Here is a 20,798-nt window from a genome sequence, read left to right on the forward strand (position 1 = left end):
CGAGGCATCCCTCGAGCCCTAGGATCACGTGGTGCGCACATATGCCGAGGTGCTTCGAGTCCCAGGGCTGGCTCGCATCATCCTGGCCCAGCTGATCGCCCGCTTCCCCGCGGGCATGTACTCGCTCGGGCTGCTCATGCACATGGAGCACCTGCACGGCACCTACACGGCCGCCGGCCTCGTGCTCGCCGCGTTCTCGATCGGCATGGCCGTCGCAGGCCCGTTCGTCACCCGGCTCATGGCGCGATTCGGCACCGTCGCGGTGCTCGTGGCCACCACCACGGTCTCCGTCTCCGCCCTCTTCTCGATGGCATCGCTCAACCTGCCCCTGTGGGCGGATGTCGTGGCCGGCGTCATCGCCGGCGCCGCCATGCCGCCGATCACCCCGACCGTCCGCACGCTCTACCCGCGCATGGTGCCGCAGCGGCTGCTGTCCCCGCTGTTCGCGTTCGACGCCGCGCTGCAGGAGATCATCTGGGTCTTCGGCCCCGTGCTGCTGGTGGCGCTCGTCGCGCTCATCGGCACCGGCCCGACGCTGCTGGTCGTGCTCGTGATCCAGGCTGTCGGCGCCGCCTTCTTCATCGTGTCGCCGCAGGTGCGACGGCTGCGCATCCCGCCCACCACGCGCAAGCTCGGCCGGGTGCTGCGCAAGCCCCCGGTGCTGCTCTCGGTGGTCGTCTCGGCGATGTTCATCGGCGGCTTCTCGGCCGTCGAGGCCGGCGTGGTCGCGACCTTCGGTGAGGGCGCCCTCGAGGCGGGCATCGTGCTCGCCGTCTCGGCGATCGGCTCGCTGCTGGGTGGCTTCGCGATGGGCGGCCGCGGCATCACGCCGTGGTCGCTCGGCATCCGGCTCGGGATCGTGCTGCTCGGCATGCTCATGGCGCTGCCGATGAGCGAGGTGGTCGGCCTGTCGATCGCGCTCTTCATCGCGGGCCTCGGCACGGCACCGGCGCTCGCGGCGTTCTCGGCGATCATCGCCGGCACCGTGAAGTTCGCCGACACCCCGGAGGCGTACGCCTGGATCGGCACGGGCCAGCTGCTCGGCGCCGCGGTCGGCTCGGCGATCGCGGGCGTCGCGATCGACGCGGTCGGCGGCGTCGGTGCGGTGTGGGTGGCGGTCGTGATGGTGGCGATCGCGGCCGCCGTCGCGACGGTCTTCCGCCGCCACCAGCCCGACCTGCGACACGGCATCGGCGAGCCGCCGGACACGGCGCCGATCGAGCTGCCGCGCTGACGGAGGCGACGCCGCGCGCCGAGCGCGCCACGCTCCCCGCGTTCGACGCCACAGCCCGGCACCGCCCCGTTTCGCCGACCCCTTCCGCCTTCGTCGACCCGGCGCACCGGGTCGGCGGTGGCGGGCGAGGTCCGCGAGAGCCGAGCACCTGCGAGCGCGGCTGGCCGGCCGGGTCCGCGGGCGGCGGTACGACCGTCCTCCAGCCGACCGCACCCGGCACCCGGCTCGACTGACACAATCGACGCATGCCCCGCACCCTCGAGCTCAACGACGGCTCCGCCATCCCCGCGCTCGGGTTCGGGCTCTACAAGGTGCCGCTCGATGCCACCGAGGAGGTCGTCGCAGCCGGACTCGAGGCGGGTTACCGCCTGATCGACGGCGCCGAGTTCTACGGCAACGAGCACGAGCTGGGCGCCGCGATCGCACACGCGACCGCGCACGGGGTCACCCGCGACGAGCTGACCGTGACGAGCAAGTTCTGGGGCGACCCCGAGCAGACGCCCGAGGCGGCCAGGGCCGCGTTCGACGCGAGCGAGGCCGCGCTCGGCACGCGCATCGACGTCTACATGATCCATTGGCCGCGCCCTGCCAGGGAGCGGTTCGTCGAGGTCTGGCGCGCGCTCATCGCGCTGCGCGACGAGGGCCGCGTGCGCTCCATCGGCGTGAGCAACTTCACCGAGCAGCACCTGCAGCGGCTCATCGACGAGACCGGCGTCACCCCCGCCATCAACCAGATCGAGTCGCACCCTTGGCTGCCGCAGCACGAGCTGCGCGCCTTCCACGCCGAACACGGCATCGTCACGCAGGCATGGAGCCCGCTCGGCCGGGCCCGCGTGCTCGAGGATCCGGCGATCCAGCAGATTGCCGCCGACCACGGCGTCTCGCCCGCGCAGGCGATCATCCGCTGGCACCTGCAGCTCGGTGGTGCGCTGATCCCCAAGTCGACGCATCCGCAGCGGCTGCGGGAGAACCTCGACGTCGACGCCTTCAGCCTCAGCGACGACGAGATGGCGCGCATCGCGAGCCTCGAGACCGGCGAGCGCACCGGCACCCACCCGGATGAGCGACCGTGACGGCCCGCCCCGGCCGCCGAGCAATGAGCAGCCAGTGACCACAGAGACCGACGCCGGCCACGCCGACACCCCCGACCTGCCGCACGCGCATGCGCTCACCTGGGGCGTCGCAGCCATGCCGCATCGTGGCCCCAAACGCGAGCTCTCCACCGAGCGCATCGTCGAGGCGGCCATCGAGCTCGCCGACGCCGACGGCATCGACGCGGTCAGCATGGGCAAGCTCGCCGCGCGCCTCGGCGTCGCGCCCATGAGCCTCTACCGCTACGTCACCGGCAAGGACGACCTGCTGCTGCTGATGTTCGACTCCGCGAGCGAGGTGACCGTGCCTGGCGCCGGCGGCACCTGGCGCGAGCGGCTGCGCGAATGGGCGATGTTCGTGCGCACCACCTATGACGCGCACCCGTGGCTCGGAGACCTCCCGCCGAGCTCGATCCCCACGACACCCAACCGGCTCGCGATCATCGAGGCCGGTCTCGCCGCGCTCGAGGGCGAGCGCATCTCCGACCGCGGCAAGATGGCGACGCTGCTACTCCTGCTCGGCTACATCGGCCTCTATGCCAAGGGGTCGAACAACGCGGCCATCGACGACACCGTGCGCCGCGCGCTGCCGGAGCTCGTCACCGACGAGCGGTTTCCGCTGCTCGCGCCGGCCGTGCGCGACGGCGTCTTCGAGACTGGTCGGCGCGACCCCGGTGCTGGCTTCAGCTTCGGCCTCAACCGGCTGCTCGACGGCATCGAGTGCTGGCTCGAGCGCGTCGAGGATGATGACCCGATCGGCGCGCTGCCCACGGCGATCTCCAACGACAAGCAGGTGCGCGAGGCGGCGAAGCTCGTCGACAAGGCGCGCGCCGAGCTGCGGCAGGTCGAGGCGAAGGCGGCGGATGCGGTGGAGAAGGCCACGGAGCGCCTGCGCGCCGCTGAGGCCAAGGCCGAAGCGCAGGCCGAGCGCGAGGCCGCGAAGGCGGCGGTGAAGGCCGCGAAGCAGGAGGCGAAGGCCCGCAAGTAGCGCCGCGCCGACTTCGCAGGTCGAGCAGCTCGTCCCCGCTGGCGGTGCGCCCGTTCCCGTCGGTCGAGGAGCGGGCGGCGCAGCCGCACGCGTCACGAGACCCGGCTGACGCCCAAGAAGTCAAAAAGGTTGGGCTGTGCTTCTGCGGCTTCCGGAGCACGCTGGAAGCATGACCCGCAGACTCCTCTCCGTGGCCGGCATCGTGATCGCCGGGACCGTGCTCCTCACCGGCTGCGGCGCGTTCGGCGTCAGCAGCAGCTCCCCTGCCGTCGACCCCGGCGTCGGCCCCGACACCGGATGGGAGATGCCGGAAGAGGGCGGCGCCGAGAGCGACGGCTCCGACGCCTCGGGTGGCGCCCCACAGGTGTCCGTCGACGAGGATCGCGCCGTGATCATCTCCGGCAGCGTCTCGATGCGCGCGGGTGATCCGCTGCGCATTGCCGACGCCGTCTCGGATGCCGCCCAGGCACGCGGCGGCACGATCGATCGTCGCGCTGAAGGCGCATCCACCGACTTCGAGCCGGCGTGGGCGTCGCTCACCGTGCGCGTGCCCGCCGCCGAGGTCGACGGCCTGCTCGACGCGCTGCGCGGCCTGGCCGAGGTCACCACGCTCGATCTCGGCGAGCAGGTGGTGACTAATGAGGTGCGCGACCTGGAGGTGCGGGTCGCTGCCTCTCGCGCATCGGTCGAGCGGCTCACCGAGCTGCTGGAGACCGCGGCCGACACCGAGACGCTGCTCGAGGTGGAGGCGCAGCTGACGCAGCGCACGTCCGAGCTGGAGTCACTGCTGTCGCAGCAGCGCTCGCTCGAGGAGCTCGTCGCGATGTCGACCATCGAGGTGCAGATCCGCTCCACCGGCGTCGAAGGCCCCACCGGCACGCCCAGCTTCTGGGACGGGCTGGTCGCCGGCTGGCAGGGCTTCCTCGTGTGGGGCGCGACCTTCCTGTTCGGCCTCGGCCAGGCGGTGCCGGCCCTCGTGATCCTCGCCATCGTCGGTCTGCTCGCCTGGCTGCTCATCCGCAGGATCGTGCGACGGATGCCATCCCGGGCAGCGTCGGTCCAGGCCGACCCGGTCGGCAATCCGGTGGCATCGCGCAGCACCGAGTAGTGACGTCCCGTCATCCGTCGGCGAGCAGCTCCTCCGGCATGCGCTCGGCACTCCGCACGCGCTCGAGCAGGCTCCGCGCGATCGGCACGCCGCGCCGCACGACGCTCAGCTCGCCGGTGGGCTCGAGGATCACGGCGGCGACCTCGTCCTGGCTGCGGATGCCCGACCGGCGCAGCTGCGAGTGGACCTCGTCGACCGTGACGTGACAGCGCCGCAGCTCGGCGACGATGAGCTCCGAGCCCGCCATCAGCAGCACCGGGCGATTGTGCACGATCGCCTGCAGCCGGCCCTTGCGCGAGAGCATGCCGATGGCGCCCTCCAGCACGAGCAGGGTCGCCATCGCGACCAGTCCGGCGGCGAAGGTCGGCACCTGTCCGAGGATCGCCCGGCCGATGATCGCGCCGAACACGATCACCACCAGCAGGTCGAACCCCGACAGCCGTGCCAGCACGCGCTGCCCGAGCACGCGGCTGAGCACGAGGAACGTCGCGTAGAGCCCGGTGGTCGAGATGACCACGGCGACCGCGGCGAGCGGCGGGATGCCGAGGTAGTACCAGAGATCGTCCATGCGGCCATCCTTTCGGATCGGCGCGACCACCACCGGACGACGCAACTTCCGCGCCACCAGGCGCAACCGGGAGCTCGGCCAGGCCATACCGTGCTCAGTTCGCAAACTTTCCACCAAAGGTTGAGTGTTGGCGCTAGACTCCGATCGGTCCCCCAGCCCAATTCGATTCGTCACGAGGTCTCGCTTGCGTCGCCGCTCTTTGCTCCTTGCCGCCATGGCAACCGTTGGTCTTGGCGCCACCCTCGTGGTCGCGCCCGCGTCGCCGACCCTGGCGTCCGACGACCTGGCCGAGGTGCAGGAGGCGCACTTCGGCGTGATAGACCAGATCGCGACCTGGGATGCGCAGACGCCGCACCCGCGCCTCGGCGCGATCGAGGGCGATCCGGCCGCCGGCACGATCGACATCGGCTGGGCCGGCTTCGTGCCCAGCGAGGTGCGCGCGATGGCCGATGCGGCCGCCGAGCAGGGCATCCGCATCTCCTTCGTGCGCCAGGAGTCCAGCGAGCAGGAGCTGCTCGAGATCGCCTACGACCTCGCGGCCGCGATGCCGACCGAGGGCGCCTTCGCGATCGGCTTGAACGCGGATGGGCTCGCAGTCGAGGTCCCGACGCAGCAGGCCGCCGAGGCTGTCGGCACCGAGCACATCGCGCTCGAGGGCGAAGTGCTCGACGTGATCGACACGGCGGAACGCGCCGCCGCCGAGCTGGGAGCCGACGTCACGGTCGAGGAGACCGACACCGCCCCCGTCAACGCCGCGGCGACCGGGATGCTGCGCGGCACGGCGATGCAGGCGGGCCCGACCGGCGCCGGCCTGGCAGCCGGACGCTCCGACGACGCCAGCGTGCTCTCCGGCGGCATGCGCGTGCAGACGTACTTCTCGAGCGGCGGCTGGGTCAGCTGCACGTCCGGGTTCACGGGCTTCTACGGCCACCAGCCCCTCATCGTCACGGCGGCCCACTGCAGCGACTACGCCGACGGCCGCGCGGTGCGCAACCGCAACGGCACGCGGATCGGCACGAGCGATCTCGTGCGGGAGCTCAACGACGGCGCCCGAGCCTACGACCTCGGCGTGATCGCCGCCTCCTACGACGCCCGCACGCTGCCGCGCATCTACACGAGCGAGACGTCGACGGTGAACATCACCGGCTCGCAGAGCACCTGGCCGCCATCGGGCTACCGCCTCTGCTCCTCCGGGCAGGTCACCGGCTGGAAGTGCGACCTGACCGCGGGCGAGGCCTACGTCACCTGCTACGGCACCAGCCGGGGGCCGGAGTGCATGCACGTGCAGATCGTGCGCTCCAGCGGCAGCAGTGCCTTCTGCCTGGGCGACTCGGGCGGACCGGTCGTGAGCCTGCCCTCCTCGAGCGGCGCGATTGCGGTCGGCGTGGTGTCGGGCTTGAAGTCGGCGTACAGCGTGAGTTGCTCGAAGGAGGGCCTCATCGCCCCGGTCTCGCAGCTGCTGTCCACCGTGCACGGCCTGCAGCTGCACACGACCGAGCGCCCGTAGCCGAACACTCGAAGCAGGCAGGGCGTTCAGCCGACGCTCACGGAACTCCCGGCTCCCTATACTGTTTTGGGGGACAGGAACGGGGTACATTGCTGCGATGCAAGAAGAGATCGAAGCCCCCGCACTGGCCTATACCGAGAGCGATATCGCCGCTGTGCTCGCGGATCTGCAGCACGAGGTGAGCGGTTCCACGAGCCTGCACGCGTGGCAGCAGAACACCGGCGTGCCGATCCAGCGGGTCGTCTCGGGCGCCGACATCGCCTATGTGCACCTCGGGGCGCACGACCGCTTCGGCACGCAGATCGTGCTCATGCTGCGCGACGGCTCGTGGCGACGGGCGATGTGAGGGTCGTCGCAGCGCCAGTCCGCCCCCGCGGCAGCAGGCCGGCCGCAGATTCCTCAGCCAGCGCCCACCCATACCTGGCATCGTGTCCAGCATGAGCGCACCCACACCGACCGACGCTCGCCGCTACGACGACCCCGAGGTCCTCGGCGCCATCGCAGCCTGGATGCCCACCACCCGCTGGTACCCGCTGAAGGGCCAGCAGGTCGACGTCGTCCTCGAGCAGGTCTACGACCTCGGCGACGCGGCCATCCTGCTGCTGCGCGCCGGCGACACCCTGCTCCAGGTGCCGGTCGCCTGGCGCGACGAGCGCGGCGCGGCCGCCATCGCGCAGATCGGCGACCGTTGGCTCATCGACGCCTGCTTCGACACCGAGGCGGTGCAGGCGCTCGTCGACGTCGCTACCGGCACGCGCACCGTCGCCGGGTTCGAGGGCGACGCCACCGGCGAGCCAGCGCACGCCGCGCACATCCACGTCATCACGGGCGAGCAATCCAACACGTCGATCATCGGCGGCACCGGCAACAGCGACGCACCGGCGTGGATCGCGAAGGTCTTCCGCGTCGTCTCCCCCGGCGATAACCCCGACGTGCTGGTCACCGGCGCGCTCACCCGCGCCGGCTGCGCCGACGTTCCCAAGCTGCTCGCCTCGATCGCCGCCACCTGGCCTGCTGGCGACGCCATGGTCACCGGGCACCTGCTGGCAATCTCCGAACTCGTCCCCGATGCCCAAGACGCCTGGGATCTCTACCGACTGCACGCGCTCGCGACGCTGCGCGGCGAGCCGCAGGTCGTGCCCGACGCCCGTGCGCTCGGCGCCACGGTCGCGTCGGTCCATCGCGCGCTGGCGGATGCGATGGGCACGGTCGAGGCGCAGCAGCAGGACACGCTGCGCTTCGTGACCGGCCTGGAGCAGCGGCTCGGCTGGGCGCGGCAGGAGGCCGCGGACGTGCTCGCCGAGATCGATGCCGACCTTGACGCCGCGACTGAGCGGCTGCGCGAGATCGAGTCGCTCGGCGAGCTGCAGCAGATCCACGGCGATCTGCACCTCGGTCAGGTGCTGCGCTCGGAGGGCGGCAGGTGGCGGCTGCTCGACTTCGAGGGCGAGCCGCTGCGCCCGATGCACGAGCGAATGGTGCACGAGCCGCGGATGCGCGACGTGGTCGGCATGCTGCGCTCCTTCGACTACGCCGCGGGCTCGGCGCTGCAGCAGGAGCCGAATGCCGATGGCGCGGTCGCGGCCGAGTGGGTGCGCGCCCGCCAGACCGAGTTCCTGGAGGGCTATGCGGATGCGCTGGAGCCGGTCGACCCGCAGGACCCGATCTACCGAGCGCTCCTCCTCGACAAGGCGCTCTACGAGGTCGTCTACGAGCTGCGCAACCGCCCCACCTGGGTCCCGGTCCCCCTGGCCGCCGTCCGAGCCATCGTCCGCCCCAGCAACTAGTCCCGCCGGCGCTCAGCCCCGTTGGTTGAGAAGCAGTTCGGTTGGTTGAGGAGCAGCTCCGTTGGTTGAGGAGCGTTCGGCCACAGGCCGAACGCGTCACGAAACCAACATGCGATAGCCCTGTCGAGTGAAGAGCATCCGCCCCCAGCCCGACAGCGCCCCCAACCCAAAAGGCGCCGCCCACCCGGACGGCGCCCCTCAGAAAAACCGAATCAACGGTTGTTGTATCGCTCCACAATGCCTGCCGGAATCCGGCCGCGCGTCGCGACCTTCAGCCCCTGCGACTCGGCCCATTCCCGAATAGCCGCGGTCTCAGAATTGCCCCCGCTGCGCGCGGCTCCCCCGCTCGACTTGCGGCGACCAGAGACCCGACGCGATGCACGAATGTAGCGCTCGAGCGTGTCTGCGAACTCCTCCGCGTGCTCATTGGTGAGGTCGATCTCGTACTCGGCTCCATCGAACGCGAAGCGCACCGTGCGGCCCGCGCCGTCGGAGATGCTCTCGCCCGAGAAGTCGTCAACGAGCTGAATCAAAGTCTTCTTTGCCATGGCATAAGGATATCGCGCCATTCCGCCGCCTCGATACCAGCGTCCACATGCTTATAGAAACTCTGAGCAAACTGCCGAAGATGCTTACTTCGCAGAATTTGGATGTCCCCCAATCTCGGCGATCACGCAACTGAGCTTGCGCAACACCAGGAGTTTGATACCAGGAATGAGAGAATCGACACATGCCCCCAAGCGCCGCCACTCGCAGCACCTCGGCGCGCACGACGAGCATTCCCCGCCTTGCCGGCAACGCGTCGATGGCCGCGTCGACAGTGATGCGCTCCGTGGTCGACGATCCACTGACGTTCGGCATTCAGTTGGCCCGGCGCTTCCCGGCCGCTCGACGGCCACTCGCGCAGATCGCGCGAGCCGCGCGAGGTGCCGACCGCGAATTGCTGCAGGCGTGGCTCACGAGCGATCTCGCGGCGACCCGTGCCCTGCTCGGCGAGATCGCCGTGCGCGGCAGCCTGAGCCGCCTCGCTGCCGAGATCGCGCAGGCCGCGGGGCGGCCAGAGCTCGTCGTCGACGACTCACGCATCCACCCGGTGTCTCGGGCCCGCGCGGCTTGGCAGATCGGGGAGGCATCCGCTGCCGTTGCGTTGCTCGCCGAGCACGCCAGCGGATCCCGCCTGCACCGGGCGCTTCGCGCAGAGCTCGCCCTCATGACACCTGGGACTCGACTGCGCTGGACACCCCGTGAACGGAGCGTCCCGAGCGACAGCCTCGCCGGCGTGCTGCACCTGCTGACGAACTCACTCCCCCACACGCAGTCGGGCTACACGATGCGGTCGCACGAGGTCTTGAAGGCGCAGCGCGAAGCGGGGCTTGCGCCCATCGCGATGACCCGGGTCGGCTACCCCGTTGTCGTGGGGGGCCTGGCGGCGGCCGGGGTCGATGTGGTCGATGGCATCGAGTACCACCGCGCGCTGCCCGCCAGACTTGCCGCGACTCCCGACGGCCGGCTCGCGCAGCAAGCTGACGCACTCGCGGCCCTCGCTGCGACGGCTCGTCCAGCCGCACTCCAGACCACGACGCACTATCCGAACGCGATCGTCGCCCGCGAAGTCGCGCTCGCCCTTGGGCTGCCGTGGGCGTACGAGGTGCGAGGGATGCTCGAGCAGACCTGGGTCGCGGGTCTCGGCAGCGACGCGGCGCGTGAACGCGCGCTGGCGAGCGAGCGGTACCGGCTCACCCGCGAACGGGAGGCAGAGCTTGCCTCGGCGGCCGACGTGGTCTTCACGCTCTCCGAGAGCATGCGCGACGACCTCGCGCAGCGCGGCGTGCCGCGGGAGCGGGTGCACCTCGTCCCGAACGGCATCGATGCAGCGCTGCTCGACCGGACGCCGCCCGCCGCAGCGGACGCTCGCGAGTCGCTCGGACTGCCGCGCGACGGATTCTGGGTCGGGTCGACGTCGTCGCTCGTGGACTACGAGGGCTTCGACGTGCTGCTGGATGCGGTATCCATCGCGCGAGCGGAGGGTCATGACGTGCGCGTGCTCCTGGTCGGCGATGGCAGTGCCCGCCAGGCGCTGCAGGCGCAGGCGATCGACCGCGGACTCGGCGATAGCGCGGTGTTCACGGGCCGCGTTGCCCGAGACACGGTCGTGACCTATCGCGACGCGCTCGACCTGTTCGTCGTGCCCCGTCACGACCGGGACGTCACTCGCACCGTGTCGCCGCTGAAACCGGTCGAGGCGATGGCAAGCGGTCGACCCGTGCTGGTCAGCGCTCTGCCCCCGTTGCTCGAGACCATCGGGCAGGAACTTGAGCGGTCTGGCATGACCACGCTGCCTGGTGATCCCTCCTCGCTGTCGGCGGGCATCATCGCTCTACTGCACGACGAGTCGGCAAGGGAGAGCGCCGTGAGCTGCGGGCGCCGACGCGCGACCGCCTTGACCTGGTCAGCGCTCGGCGGAGTGTATCGGCGTTCCTTCAGCATGACTCACTCCTGAGGCATTCTGTGGAAGAATCACAGGCGGTGCGCTCGCCGCGCGACCACCTCGCCCACTCACAGATTGCCTAGCATCGGATGACATCCACGTCGCAACGACCTGAGTCGCGTGGGCTCCGGACACAGTGGCGACGAGCGTGGTCGACGCGAAAGGCAGGCGCCTCGGCCCTCTCCGCTCCAATGCGTGCGCGACTCGAGCAGGAGTACGGCGACCTCACCCATCTCCGCCGAGTAGGAACTCGTCCGCCGCTCCGCGAGTATTTCACCGAGCTCTTTGATCGCAGGCACTTCATCTGGGCGGCCGCCCGGGGTGAGGCAGTCACGCGATACTCGAACGAGCGACTTGGCGTCGCCTGGTATGTGCTGCGTCCGTTGCTCGACGCCGCGTTCTACGGCGTGATCTTCGGCGTGATCCTGCAGGTGACCCGCGGCGTGGACAACTTCGTCGCATTCATCATCATCGGCGTCTTCATGTTCCAACTGTCATCGCGCGCAATCATCGCCGGCGTCACCCTCATACGAAGTTCGAAAGCCATGATTCGAGCCTTCGCATTTCCGCGAGCGGCGCTTGGCATCTCTATGGTTCTCCGCGACCTGATGAGCTCGATGCCAGCCATTGTCCTGATGTTTGTTCTGATCATGGCGATCCCGCCCCACGAGGCTCCGAACGTCGCTTGGTCTCTATTCCCGCTGATCCTCGCCCTGCAACTCACCCTGAGTCTCGGGTTCGCCTTATTCTTCGGATGGCTGGGCGCACGGATGCCGGATCTCGCCCAGGCAATGAGCTTCGTTTCCAGGTTGCTCATGTACGCATCAGCAGTCATCTTTCCCATCGAGCGCTTCGTCGATCATCCAACGATCCTCGCGATAATCCAGGCGAATCCCATCTACGTCGTGCTCAACATGTACCGCATGACGCTCATGGACGGGCGGGTTCCGCCAGTCGAGAATTGGATCCAACTGGCCGCGTGGGCCGTCGGCGCGCTGGTCGTCGGCTTCTTCCTCTTCTGGTCGGATGAGGAGCGCTATGGCCGTGAATGAACTGCAGGCGGGCTGGCGTCTCAGCGGCGAGCCCAAAGTGACGATTGCAGCCGAGAACATTCGCCTGCGCTACGCCGTCGACCGTTCACGCGGGGGAGCATGGTGGCGCCGCGGCAGCAAGAAATCTGTAACGGGGCCGGTGCTTCGTGGCATCACGATGGCAGCCCGCGAAGGCGAGATGATTGGGCTCGTCGGCTTGAACGGTTCTGGCAAGAGCTCGCTGCTGCGCGTGCTGGCTGGCTTGCAGCCGGCTACTTCCGGCGCGGTCGTCGCCTCGGCACAGCCGCAACTGCTGGGCGTGAGCGCAGCGCTGGTGCCCGAGCTCTCGGGCGAGGAGAACATTTGGCTCGGCACGCTCGCTATGGGCATGACGCCCGACGACGCATACTTTGCCAAAGAGCGCATCGAGCAGCTGGCCGGCATCGGCGACGCGATCAAGCAACCCATGAACACGTATTCGTCGGGCATGGGAGCGCGGCTCCGATTCGCCATATCAGTGGCGGCCGATCCTGAGATCTTGATGATCGACGAGGCGCTCTCGACTGGTGACGCTTCGTTCGCCGAGCGTTCGAAGGAGGCCATGCACGGCTTGATCACGCGAGCTGGCACCGTTTTTCTTGTCAGCCATGCTGCGAAGACGATCGAAGACATGTGCACGCGTGCCATCTGGCTCGATGCTGGCAACCTCATCGCTGACGGACCAGCCGGCGATGTAGCGAACATGTACCGCTACTACGCGCACAGCATCGCGCTCGGCAAAGATGAAGCCGCGAAGAAGGCGCTCGTCAGCGCCACCCAATCCCACCCCCCTGCCCTGGGCTCGCCACGCGAGCTATAAAGCGTCGAAACGGAGCACACATGGCACAGCACAAGGTCATGACGATCTACGGCACCCGGCCTGAAGCGATCAAGGTCGCGACAGTCCTCGAGGCTCTCGAGCGCGATGAGCGTTTCGTGTCGATTCCGGTAGTCACGGGCCAGCACCGAGAAATGCTCGACCAGGTCAACGCGATGTTCGGCATCACGCCGAAGCACGACCTCAACCTGATGAAGCCCGGCCAGCCGCTGAACGCGATCGTTTCCCGCGCGATCGCTGGGATCGACGAGCTCATCGCGGAGGAGCAGCCAGACGTCGTCATTGTGCAGGGAGACACCTCGACCGCCATGGCAGCCGCCATTGCAGCCTTCAATCGCCAGGTCGCGGTCGTCCACCTCGAGGCTGGGCTCCGCACCGGTAACATCGACTCCCCTTTTCCTGAAGAGGCGAATCGCAGGCTCATTAGTCAGGTAGCCAAACTGCATCTGGCACCCACGAAAGGATCGCAAGCCAATCTTCTCCGCGAGTCCTTCGACCCGTCCACGATCGTGGTCACTGGCAACACCGTCATCGATGCGCTAGTCGAGGCTTCGAACTGGGACACTGTACCTACCGATCCTGCGGTGGCTGCCGCGCTCGCCAGTGGGCGGCCGATCATTCTGGCGACGACGCACCGTCGGGAAAATCTGGGCGACAGTATGGACGCGATCGGACGCGCACTCGCGGCCCTCGCCCAGCGACACGATGACCACATTCTCATCTTGCCCGTGCATCGCAACCCAGCGGTCAGGGAAGCCGTCCTCCCGCACTTGGAGGGCAAGCCGAACGTCATTGTCACGGAGCCGCTCCCCTACGCCGAGTTCACCAAGGTGATGGGTGCCGCGCGCATCATCCTCACCGATTCCGGGGGCGTTCAAGAAGAGGCGCCTAGCTTGGGCAAGCCCGTACTCGTCATGCGAGAGAATACCGAGCGTCCTGAGGCGGTGGATGCTGGGACAGTCAGACTGGTCGGTACTAACTACGAACGCATTGTCTTCGAAGCCAACCGGCTTCTCAACGATGCCGATGCGTACGCCACGATGGCAAATGCGGTGAACCCCTACGGGGACGGCTACGCTTCCGCACGCGCGGTGGCTGCGATCGCCGAACTGCTCGGAGTTGGCGAGCGCGAGGTCGCCTTCGCCGAAGAGCTCGCCTAGATCAAACCCGGTTATTCTGCCTGCTTAACGGCATCCGCGAGGACCGCGAGATAGCGATCGGCAAGCGCGCTGTACTCTGCATTTCTTGCCACCCATGCGCGCCCCGATGCTCCAATATCGAGGCGCAATGGGTCGGCATGGAGGTCGCGCCACAGTGCAACGAGGCCATCGACGTCGCCGGGCGGCGTCACATCACCACTTTGAGCCTCTCGGACCAGATCTGCGCTCTCTCCCGCGACAATCGCTGACATATGGCGTCCAGCCGCCATGAGTTCGTAGAGTTTTGAGGGAACGGTCCAATCGAACGGCCGCCAGTCGCGCAACGAGACGATACAGGTGTCTGCCCAGCGGTAGTGGTCGACAACGGCATTGCCAGGTACTGCGTCCAGTATCTGGGCCGGCAGGCCGAGTGCGCTATTAAGTTGCCGCAACCGTGCGAGCGCCGCACCATGGCCGACGATGCGCACGTCGACCGGAACTCCTTCTCGGAGCAGCCTCGTGGCCGCGTGAAGGACTACTTCCAGCCCTTGACTGCGTCCGATCGTGCCCATGTAGAGCACCCGGAGCTCGTCATGGTCGCGCTTCCAGTACGGAACCACAGCATACCGATCCGAGTTCGTACCATTTCGGATTACGGCGGCATTCAAAATGCCTCGCTCGGCAAGGACGCTGGCGAAACTATCGGTAGTCGTCACGACGCGCGCTGCGTCGCGCTGCAAGCCTGTCACCAACTCGTGAACATAGCGCTTCAGTGCGTTTACCGGACCGCGCGCGCTCGTCAGACCTGGCGTGTGCGAGACAAGGTCTGGCCACGCATCCCGCATCTCCGCGACCAGCGGCAGATGAAAACGGCGCGCAATAGCTCGCCCAGCGATTAGCGTCGGGAGTCCCGGCGCTGTAGCCACAACGATGTCGGGTGCGATCGCCCCGGACTTTATGAGTCGACGCGCACGATTGATCGTCGACAGAGCAACCCAGAGGTGATCTGCGGTCCGGGTGTGGATGCGGCCATCGTGCGGCAGATACGAGACGCGAAAAACACGCGCTCCAAACTCGTCGGTGCTGACTCGACCCGGAGCGTGCTTTCTGCGCTCGCCTGCGGCCAAGCGCCCAGACGGGTAGTGCGGTGGGGGACAGACAACATCGACCGAATGCCCAGCGTCGGTGAAGCGACGGATGAGCGCAGCCCAGCGGCGCTGCGGCGCGCCGTTCTCGGGAGCATAGTAGTGCGTGAGCAGAAGAATTTTCATCGTGGAGGCGCATCGTCGAAATGCTTCTCCATCCTACGGCGGATGCCAGCGAAGCCTGTCCTCAACGCTTTCACGGAAGTCCGAGTCACCCGCGCGTGAGTTGTGACCTCCACATCATTCGAGTGGGTTTGAAGTAAGCGCCGCCGAGCGCGAGCGCCGTCGATTGATAGACTGACGCAGTGCCCACGGCTGTCAATGAAGTCCTACCGATCGATCGCCTCTCCGTGGAACGCTTGCTCCCGTCGGAGTGGGGTATCGACGATGACTGCTTCGTTCGGCTTGAAGATCCTCGCTCAAGGGTCGTCATCCTCCTGAAGTTCGTCCCTAAGGGCACCGAGCTTGCCTGGACGCACGACGGCAGCAACGAGAAGCTTCTACTCACCTTCCGACGCGTCGGCGGCGACGGTCGTCCCGCTGGCATGATCGGCTCCGCTCACCGCTGGGTGCCTGCCGCTCTCCGAGGCACGCCCCCTCCAGATGTCCGCGCCTCAGACGAAGGTCTGCTCTTCAGCACGCGGCATGCCGTAACGATGGCACCCTTCTCGCGACAACTGCTCGGGTCCGGCGCGCTAACCACACGCGGCTATATAGGCGCCTGGGTCGACAGGGTTCCGGTGGTCGAGGCGCTCGACTTCGCACTAGGGCGTCAGTATTACAACTTTCGACCCTTCGTTGAGGCGATCCACCAACGCGCAGGAACCGTCATATATCTGGGCCCGCCGCAGCAAGGATGGGGCCACTTTCTCACCCAGGGCCTGTCTCGCATCTGGTACGCCTTGGAGCACCCCGAAATCCCGGTGCTCTGGGACGCCATTGAACTCCAGCCGTATCAGCAGCACGCGCTAGAACTGATCGGACTCCGCAACCCTCAGATTTTCCTGACAGAGCCCGTCGAGTGGGAAAGAGTCATTTTTCCGTATCCTGGGCTTTGCATTGGGGAGTTCGCCCTGCCGGAGTTCACGCGCAAGATCGGGCAGGTCCCGCCGGCTTCACCAACCGCGGGCAAGCGCCTGTTTCTATCTCGAACTGGCCTTAGTAAAGAACTCACTCTTCTCGAGCGCGAACTCGATGACCTCGTAGTTCGCCACGGTTTCACGTTGTTTCGGCCCGAAGAGCATTCAATTAGTCAACAACTTCGCGAGATGTCTTCGGCCGAAGTAGTACTTGGGCTCGAAGGCTCAGCACTTCACACCCCGCTGCTGCTTCAGGATCCCCTGAGGACTCGCTTCTTCGCGCTCACTCGTCATCGCAGCGGAGCAGGCGTATTCGAACACATCAGGCGCGCCAAGAATCTACGCTATGAAACGCTGAACTTCCTCACGTCAGCAAAGCGCGGAGGTCATCGAGCCCCGCTCGACCTTGACCTCTTGGCTCTCAACGACGCCCTGGAAAAAACCGCCGGCTTCACGACGAACTTGGATAGCTTGCAGGACCGTATTGAGAAGCCTTGGCCCGGGCAGACTTCCTTCGACAACCACCTTCGCATGGCGCAGGTGCATCAGACAGACGTCGAAGCGTTGCTCACGCAAGCGCACATCGCGCTGAGCGGGACGCCTCAAAACGCTGTCGCGAACATGCTCAAGGAGGCGATCTGAGTGGCTCCCTCTGTTCGATCCGCCTCCGACGGTGCTCAGCCATGGACGCGCGACCGCGATCGCGTACCATTGCCCCGATAAAGAAGACGAGGTCGACAACTTGAATGCCGCCACATCGGGCGCCCCTGAACAGGGACAGCTGACTTACTTGTTTCAAGCTTTACGGGCGTCCCGAATTCGTTCTTCCTCGGCTATGCGTTCGCAGGCGTGGACCTCGTGGTGGGAAGCCCTGGCGCAGCGGCATATCGAGAGATCAGCGACCAGTTCGTGTACCCCGGAGAAGACGGTTGCTACGTCACAGTCGTGCCGGGCAACGAGGGTCCGGAGATAGGCGTAGATCATGCTGGGCTAATGAAGCTATTCTGCTATTCCTTGGACGGGATTTGGTGCGTCTCAAATTCACTGTCACGCATGGCCCAGCACCTGCGGGCAGCGGGCATCGAGTTGCGGCCCAATCCGTCGCAACTCGTCGCCCTGCGCCTACCGACCACGTTCGTCGAGCAGCTCAGCACGCCGGATACCGTTTTCGCAGACATTCGACTCGTCCCCCTCGGACGCAAGTTGGTGCTCACTGCACGCGGCCCCCGCGAGGTAACGGTGGCTCCGCTAAACGAAGCGCTCGATTACCGGTTCGCCCTGAAACGATTCCTGGACACCTGGACAGTCCGGTTGCGTACCTTGCTGCGCGACGACCAGGTGCGATTGACTGCCGACCTCTCTGGTGGGATCGATTCTCGAGCCGTCTTCGCCTTGACCGCGAGTGCGGCCGCGGCCACACCGCTCGACACAGTGGTGCAACTCGTCTCCGGCCAATCTGTGGCGCAACGAGCGGACTTCGCGGTCGCCGAACAGATAGCAGCACGCTACGGCGCAACAGTCAATAGACCGCTCGCTCCTCTCGACGTGGTGCCGTATTCGGCGAAGGAGTCATACGAAGGGTGGCGCGATCTATGCCTGGGACTTTATCTCCCGATCTACTTGCCGAAAGTTCGACTCGCTTCCTGGAGCGTTAATCTCTCAGGATTAGGCGGGGAGGGCCACCGGCCCTTCTATCCGCAAAAAGACGCGGACGATTTTGTGCACGGCTTCAGCAGCGACGGCCCCCCGGAGATGATCGCTGGATGGCGCGAGGACATATCCCGCTTGCTCAAGCGGTGGGAGCGCGAAGACGACAGCATCCACCCTTTGGTTCGGCACTACAGGGAGTTCAGGGGGCGCTTCCACGGCGGTTTATTCGCACAGACCAAAGTCAACGTGACCCCTCTCAGTAGCTGGCTAATGGATTCAGCGGTTCGCCATGCCGGCAGCGGGCGACGTGTGATGTTCGATGTCATGGAAAGTTCGCTGCCGGGCGTCATGGATCTGCAATACGACATGCCTGGGAAGGCTCCGAGCAATGACGATCGTTCACGAGTGACTCGGGTCCCTGTCGACGCCGCAGATGAGTTCGGCGCGGTCTACGCCTCTACAGCGCCGCAGCCGACTCCGGAATCCGGCGGCCCGAGCGCCTTCGAGATCCTGGCTCGCGACTTCGAAACCTGCTTGACGCCCGATGTGCGCGATCTGCTTGGAGTAAAAATTGCGCAAGAAGCGTCAGACGTTGTTCAAAGCGCCGTGAATAGCCATAGTTTCGGTCATGCTCGTCGTGCGAGCAACGTGGCCCGGGTCATGAGCGCTGCAATGGTCTTATCTCCAGCCGCCCTGCCGGATACCGATCGCGCTGGATGAACGACCATTCAAGACCAATGTGCAGCGACTGCACGCGAGCAGAACGGCGGTTCGCGCTAGCGCATGATGCTGCGGCTACGATTCGGGCCTTTCACCCGAGCAGGTCGGAGTAAGCCGCTGAGATCGTCTGCGCCAGCACACGCCAGTCGCGATGCTCAACTACCCAGCTACGCGCGCCGTCGCCTGTACGCCTTAGAAGGTCGCGATCGTCGAGCAGTCGCTCCAGCTCGGCCGCGAGGCTGGCACCGTTCCCCTTCTCGTGAAGAAGCCCATTGACGCCCGGCCGAACGAACTCTGCCAGTGCGTTGACGTTCGAGGCGACGACGGCCTTCCCCATCGCCATCGCTTCAAAAGGCTTCAGCGGTGAGACCATCTCGCATACGGGGAGAGGAAGCCGAGGAAAAGGCGCAATGTCGATAACGGAGTAGTAGCGTTCGACCTCTTCGTGCGGAACGCGTCCAGTGAACGTCACGACACTCTCGAGGGATCGGTCGTCTACCATCGCACGGAGACGCTCCAACTCCGCGCCATCCCCGACGATTAAGAGGTGGAAATCAGAGCGCGAGCGGGCCAGTTCAGCGGCCGCCTCTATCAGCAAGTCAATGCCCTCATAGTCGAGAATGGATCCGACGTAGCCGATTACGGTTTTCCCAACGACTCCGAGTCGTGTTGCCAGTTCCTCATCTCGAGCAATCGGCGTGAATCGATCGGTGTCGACGCCGTTTGGAACGACCGAAATCTTGCGCTCGTCTACTCCCCGCTCAATCAGTTCATCTCGGAGAGCGTTGGTAATTGCGAGCACCCGAGTCGCACCCTTAGCCGCGTCAGTTTCCATCCGTGCCATAAACTGATAGCCGCTGCCGCGCATCCACTCAGGGTCGCGCGACGCGCGCGTCACTTCCCACAGCCCGCGAACCTCGTAGATCGAGGGGATTCCCAGCTCGCGCGCCGCTCGGACGGCGGCAATCCCGTTCCAATGATTTGAGGCTGCGTGGAGCAGCGCCGGTCGGTGCTCGCGCGCTAGATCATGGAGCGACTGAACGTACCGGTCAGTGTAAGGAAGCAGCGGGTTCTTTTTCTCAATCTCGCGACCTTGATTCAATCTGCGATAGGTAACCTCGCCGATGGCCTCTGACCGATCGACATCGGGAATCGTGGACTTCCCGGGCATGTCATATGGGTAGCCCAGCCGAGTGACACCATCGACTTGCCACCCAGACCTATTGAGTTCCGAGAGCAGGCCGTGCGTGCGGGTCGCGTAGCCCGCAGAATGATGCGGCAGCGAATTGTGCAGCAGATAGAAGACGCGCTTCGGTTGAGGCTTGTACACGGGTTCATCACGCAGGAGTGGGAAGGGATAGCCCTCCCTCGCGAGGCGCGAGTTACTGTCAGCGTCTCGCTGAAAACCCGCCCGCAGTCCACGTGCCCATCCGTCATCCGGCAGAATACGCAAGTAGGCGTCGAGATACTGCAACGCTCGCTGTTCATGCCCGCCTGCTCGCGCTCTCCGAATCGCACGCCGGAGAGCGTTGACCGGCACCGCCCGCGGGTCAGCTTCAGCGAGCAACCTCGTTGCGACATCTCGATTTCCACGACCCAGAAGAGCGGTGAGATGCGCGCGCATGACGTCATTCGGTTTCAACTCAACTTCGAGCGAGCGGAGAACTCCGTCAAGCGGTTCCTTGTCAGAGTAGGCAGTATGTATGCGCACAACCGCTCGGCTGACCGGATCAGACTCCGCCGCGATCACTTCCAGCACTGACTTCAACTTGTAGGGAATGGCATAGTCGAGTGCCGCCCTATGGGCGCCGGGATTCTGAGCGATGCTGTGCGAGAGCCGTGACAGGGCCCAGGTTACTCGACGAGACGATAGCTCAAGCTCGCGAACCAATTCAAGGTATAACTCGAGCGCATCAACTTGCGATCCGTCGCGCGCAAGCAACTGCGCCAACACTTCTTCAGCCGCCCCGCCTTTAGCATGCGCGACGAGGAACCGGGCGTACTCAAGCACGACGCGCTGGTCTCGGTCAGTCGACTCGACCGCCTGTCGATAGGCCGCGAGCGCTTGCTCGAAACTGCCTGGCATCTCGGCGAGCGAGCGAGCTCGTATCAGATCATCAGCGCTCGGCGTGCTCTTCAGCTCAGGCTGCGTCTCTTGCGCTCTGCGCAGCCGTTCGAATCTCGCCATGATGATATTTCCCTCGTCTCAGATCATCGTCCAATGCCCGGGCACCGCACGAGACGTTCCTGGCAAATCTATCGGCGTCGCGGCAACGCATGCCATCCGCGGCACCGAGCCTTCGGAATTACAGCGGACCGCACGCCTAGCGAGGCGTACGGCCAATCCGCTCTCCTCTGCTGCCTCGCGGCACCAGTGGCTGGCATC

General features: G+C 66.3%; 17 protein-coding genes. 13 read left to right on the forward strand and 4 right to left on the reverse strand.

Annotated elements, in window-relative coordinates; genetic code table 11:
• The first annotated feature begins 31 nt into the window (after positions 1 to 31).
• From ABG090_RS09740 to ABG090_RS09755, 4 genes are all read left to right on the forward strand, one after another.
• Positions 32 to 1,234 carry an MFS transporter gene (locus ABG090_RS09740; RefSeq protein ID WP_347754285.1) on the forward strand — a complete coding sequence of 401 codons (1,203 nt, stop codon included), beginning with the start codon at positions 32 to 34 and terminating at the stop codon, positions 1,232 to 1,234.
• Between the two features lie 245 nt (positions 1,235 to 1,479).
• On the forward strand, positions 1,480 to 2,307 hold the full coding sequence (locus ABG090_RS09745) for an aldo/keto reductase (protein ID WP_347754286.1): 828 nt from the start codon (positions 1,480 to 1,482) through the stop codon (positions 2,305 to 2,307).
• Positions 2,308 to 2,341: 34 nt separating this feature from the next.
• Positions 2,342 to 3,313 carry a TetR/AcrR family transcriptional regulator gene (locus tag ABG090_RS09750; RefSeq protein WP_347754287.1) on the forward strand — a complete coding sequence of 324 codons (972 nt, stop codon included), beginning with the start codon at positions 2,342 to 2,344 and terminating at the stop codon, positions 3,311 to 3,313.
• Positions 3,314 to 3,482: 169 nt separating this feature from the next.
• On the forward strand, positions 3,483 to 4,421 hold the full coding sequence (locus ABG090_RS09755; RefSeq protein WP_347754288.1) for a DUF4349 domain-containing protein: 939 nt from the start codon (positions 3,483 to 3,485) through the stop codon (positions 4,419 to 4,421).
• Between the two features lie 10 nt (positions 4,422 to 4,431).
• On the opposite strand, the gene ABG090_RS09760 is transcribed toward ABG090_RS09755, so the two are convergent.
• Positions 4,432 to 4,989, reverse strand: coding sequence for a YetF domain-containing protein (locus ABG090_RS09760; protein WP_347754289.1), 558 nt, complete (start codon positions 4,987 to 4,989; stop codon positions 4,432 to 4,434).
• A gap of 214 nt (positions 4,990 to 5,203) precedes the next feature.
• On the opposite strand from ABG090_RS09760, the gene ABG090_RS09765 reads away from it, so the two are divergent.
• The 3 genes from ABG090_RS09765 (at position 5,204) to ABG090_RS09775 (ending at position 8,283) form a co-directional block, all read left to right on the forward strand.
• The gene (locus ABG090_RS09765; RefSeq protein ID WP_347754290.1) at positions 5,204 to 6,496 is read left to right on the forward strand and encodes a trypsin-like serine protease; all 1,293 of its coding nucleotides are present in this window, start codon (positions 5,204 to 5,206) and stop codon (positions 6,494 to 6,496) included.
• Between the two features lie 97 nt (positions 6,497 to 6,593).
• Complete coding sequence (locus tag ABG090_RS09770; protein ID WP_347754291.1) at positions 6,594 to 6,842, forward strand: hypothetical protein; 249 nt, start codon at positions 6,594 to 6,596, stop codon at positions 6,840 to 6,842.
• A 91-nt stretch (positions 6,843 to 6,933) separates the two neighbouring features.
• The gene (locus tag ABG090_RS09775) at positions 6,934 to 8,283 is read left to right on the forward strand and encodes a hypothetical protein (RefSeq protein ID WP_347754292.1); all 1,350 of its coding nucleotides are present in this window, start codon (positions 6,934 to 6,936) and stop codon (positions 8,281 to 8,283) included.
• A gap of 212 nt (positions 8,284 to 8,495) precedes the next feature.
• Here ABG090_RS09775 and ABG090_RS09780 read toward each other — a convergent pair whose 3' ends face one another.
• Positions 8,496 to 8,831, reverse strand: a complete 336-nt coding sequence (locus ABG090_RS09780; protein WP_347754293.1) for an Lsr2 family protein — start codon at positions 8,829 to 8,831, stop codon at positions 8,496 to 8,498.
• A gap of 182 nt (positions 8,832 to 9,013) precedes the next feature.
• Between ABG090_RS09780 and ABG090_RS09785 the strand changes: the two genes are divergently transcribed.
• The 4 genes from ABG090_RS09785 (at position 9,014) to wecB (ending at position 13,839) form a co-directional block, all read left to right on the forward strand.
• Positions 9,014 to 10,783: a glycosyltransferase gene (locus ABG090_RS09785; protein WP_347754294.1), complete on the forward strand. Its 1,770-nt coding sequence runs from the start codon at positions 9,014 to 9,016 to the stop codon at positions 10,781 to 10,783.
• A gap of 179 nt (positions 10,784 to 10,962) precedes the next feature.
• The gene (locus ABG090_RS09790; RefSeq protein WP_347754295.1) at positions 10,963 to 11,823 is read left to right on the forward strand and encodes an ABC transporter permease; all 861 of its coding nucleotides are present in this window, start codon (positions 10,963 to 10,965) and stop codon (positions 11,821 to 11,823) included.
• Entirely contained in the window at positions 11,810 to 12,661 is an 852-nt protein-coding gene (locus tag ABG090_RS09795; RefSeq protein WP_347754296.1) for an ABC transporter ATP-binding protein, read from the forward strand. The genes ABG090_RS09790 and ABG090_RS09795 overlap by 14 nt, the downstream gene beginning before the upstream one ends.
• A 20-nt stretch (positions 12,662 to 12,681) precedes the next feature.
• Entirely contained in the window at positions 12,682 to 13,839 is a 1,158-nt protein-coding gene (gene wecB / locus ABG090_RS09800; RefSeq protein WP_347754297.1) for a UDP-N-acetylglucosamine 2-epimerase (non-hydrolyzing), read from the forward strand.
• A gap of 11 nt (positions 13,840 to 13,850) precedes the next feature.
• On the opposite strand, the gene ABG090_RS09805 is transcribed toward wecB, so the two are convergent.
• Entirely contained in the window at positions 13,851 to 15,089 is a 1,239-nt protein-coding gene (locus ABG090_RS09805) for a glycosyltransferase family 4 protein (protein WP_347754298.1), read from the reverse strand.
• 179 nt (positions 15,090 to 15,268) lie between these two features.
• Here ABG090_RS09805 and ABG090_RS09810 point away from each other — a divergent pair, with 179 nt between their 5' ends.
• Together ABG090_RS09810 and ABG090_RS09815 are read left to right on the forward strand one after the other, a co-directional pair.
• A complete protein-coding gene (locus tag ABG090_RS09810; protein WP_347754299.1) occupies positions 15,269 to 16,684 on the forward strand; it encodes a glycosyltransferase 61 family protein in 1,416 nt (471 codons plus the stop codon).
• A 411-nt stretch (positions 16,685 to 17,095) separates the two neighbouring features.
• Positions 17,096 to 18,412, forward strand: a complete 1,317-nt coding sequence (locus ABG090_RS09815; RefSeq protein WP_347754300.1) for an asparagine synthase-related protein — start codon at positions 17,096 to 17,098, stop codon at positions 18,410 to 18,412.
• 91 nt (positions 18,413 to 18,503) lie between these two features.
• On the opposite strand, the gene ABG090_RS09820 is transcribed toward ABG090_RS09815, so the two are convergent.
• Complete coding sequence (locus ABG090_RS09820) at positions 18,504 to 20,600, reverse strand: glycosyltransferase (protein ID WP_347754301.1); 2,097 nt, start codon at positions 20,598 to 20,600, stop codon at positions 18,504 to 18,506.
• Between the last annotated feature and the right edge of the window lie 198 nt (positions 20,601 to 20,798).

The organism is Agrococcus sp. ProA11 (genome assembly GCF_039880525.1).
Taxonomy (GTDB): Bacteria; Actinomycetota; Actinomycetes; order Actinomycetales; family Microbacteriaceae; genus Agrococcus; species Agrococcus chionoecetis.